At 48.2% G+C, this 1,003-nt stretch carries 1 protein-coding gene; it reads right to left on the minus strand.

Translation table 11 applies throughout. From position 1 onward, the window contains the following. A partial coding sequence (locus KIV40_RS31465; protein WP_285353228.1) for a glutamine synthetase family protein occupies positions 1-1,003 on the minus strand: 1,003 nt, incomplete at both ends.

Raw genomic sequence — 1,003 nt, forward strand, 5'->3', positions numbered from 1 at the left:
CTGGTCAAGTGCCTCTGACATACGCAGTGGTAGGTCAATTGCATCATCACTGAGGGCTTTAGGACATTGGTCTTTGGTATAGTTTTCACTCGCTAATACCGCGGAAAGTACTACTGCAGCGAGAATATAAGGGTTAACGTCAGCTCCTGCTATACGATGTTCTATTCGGCGATTTTTGCTATCGCTGATGGGCACTCGCATCGCAACACCACGGTGGTTTTCTCCCCAATCGGCTTTCGTAGGTACGTAAGCGCCAGGGACAAAACGGCGGTAAGAGTTTACGTTAGGACAAATCAATGCCATGGAATCGGATGTCTGAGCCAACATCGCGGCCATGGTTTGATAAAAGAGGTCACTGGCTTCACCATCGGTTTGGCTAAAGTGATTGTTACCGAGTGCATCCACCAAGCTAAGGTGAATGTGCATGCCATTACCGGCTTGGTCGCCAAATGGCTTAGCCATAAACGTGGCATCAAAACCGTGCTGGTGGGCGATCTGGCGGATAAGACGCTTAGCGATGATCACTTCATCACACGCTTTGAGCACGTCTTTTGAGTGGTTAAAGTTAATCTCAAATTGCCCCGGTGCGGATTCAGAGAGCGCACCTGAGGTATTTAACCCTTGTTCTTGGGCGACCTTGTTAAGATCTGAGAGAAAATCTGCGTAGTCATCAAGGCCGTCTAGGTCGTACACCTCGGTATCTTTCTCACGTGACTTTTTGGTTGGGTTAATAGCGGTTTGCAGAGTGCCCATCTCGCCGCGTTTTTTGTCGATGAGGTAGAACTCAAGTTCTAAGGCAACGCATGGGTACTGATCTTTAGCGTGCAATTTATCGAGCATGTCTTCGACGATATTACGAATGAATAGCGGACTTGGTTGCTCTGCTGTCTCATCCATCATACTTAGTAGTATCTGGCCGACTGACTCTTTTGCTGTTGGCATCAGTGTATCAGCAACAGGGAAACAAATGTTATCCGGCTCGCCTAAGTCTTCACCCAACCCT

This window comes from Vibrio sp. D173a (genome assembly GCF_030248475.1).